The sequence below is a fragment of the Martelella sp. UBA3392 genome (genome assembly GCF_002358775.1).
Lineage (GTDB): Bacteria > Pseudomonadota > Alphaproteobacteria > Rhizobiales > Rhizobiaceae > Martelella > Martelella mediterranea.
The window spans coordinates 11,771-12,936 of the sequence record NZ_DEPM01000143.1; the positions used below are offsets into that span (position 1 = coordinate 11,771).

Here is a 1,166-nt window from a genome sequence, read left to right on the forward strand (position 1 = left end):
CCCCTCTCTGTCGCTTTCGCGACATCTCCCCCTCAAAGGGGGAGATTGTTGGAGCCTGACCGTTCCTTCAACCTTAGCGCCTCCCACTCGTCTCCCGCACCATCAGCGTGACCGGCGACAGATGCCGTTCCGGCGGGCGGTCGCCGGTTTCCAGCCAGGCGAGCATGGTCGCCGCCGCATCGCGGCCGAAGGCGCCGATATCGCAATGGACGGAGGAGAGTTTGGGAAAGGCGAGGGCGCATTCCTCGATATCGTCGAAGCCGATCAATGCGATATCGCGGCCGACCGTGACCCCGGCCTCGGCAAAGCCCGCCATCATGCCAAGCGCCACCAGATCGTTGAAGCAGAGCACGGCGTCGATGCTCTGACGGTCGGCGGAAAGCTTCAGCGCGGCCTCGCGGCCGAAGGCGCGGGTCGGGCGGCCGAGGAGGGTTATGGGCTGGCGATCGCCGAGAACGGCCCGGTAGCCCGCCATGCGCTCCTGCGTCACCGCCCGGTCCGGCAGGCCGCCGACGAAGGCGATCTTCTGCGCGCCGCTCTGGATGAGATGGCGCGCGGCCTCGAGGCTTCCGGCCTCGTAATCGAGCGAGGCGAAGGGAAAGCGGGCGGTATCGGCAGACGCCATGCGCAGCACCTGCAGCGCCGGCAGCCCGGCGCGGTCGATCCGCTCGAACACCGCGCCCTCATCGCCATAGGCCGGCGAAATGATCAGCGCGGACACGCCGTGCTCCACCATGGAGGCGATCACCTGCGCCTGAATGCCGATATCCTCGTCGGTATTGGCAATCACGGTGGCAAAGCCGTGCTCGGCGAAGGTCATCTGGGCGCTCGCCGCGAACTCGGCGAAGAACGGGTTGCGCAGATCATTGATGACGAGGCCGATCAGACCGGCCTCCGCCCCGCGCAGGTTGGCGGCGGTGCGGTTATAGACATAGTTCAGCGCCTGCATCGATTCCTCGACGCGGGTCCGGGTTGCCTTCTTCACCAGCGGCGAATTCTGCAGCACGAGCGATACCGTCGATTTGGACACGCCCGCATGACGGGCCACATCGATGATCGTCGGTCGTTTCGCCATGTCCGGCCCTTTTTGTTTTGACTATACCCCGCCTCGAAGGTTTGCACCCAACAATCTCTCCCCCTGAGGGAGAGATGCCCCGACAGGGGCA

1 protein-coding gene is annotated in these 1,166 nt (G+C 65.6%); it reads right to left on the reverse strand.

The genetic code is table 11. The features are described 5' to 3' along the window. Positions 1-73 precede the first annotated feature (73 nt). A complete protein-coding gene (locus tag B4E36_RS10575; protein WP_292055985.1) occupies positions 74-1,075 on the reverse strand; it encodes a LacI family DNA-binding transcriptional regulator in 1,002 nt (333 codons plus the stop codon). Positions 1,076-1,166 lie beyond the last annotated feature (91 nt).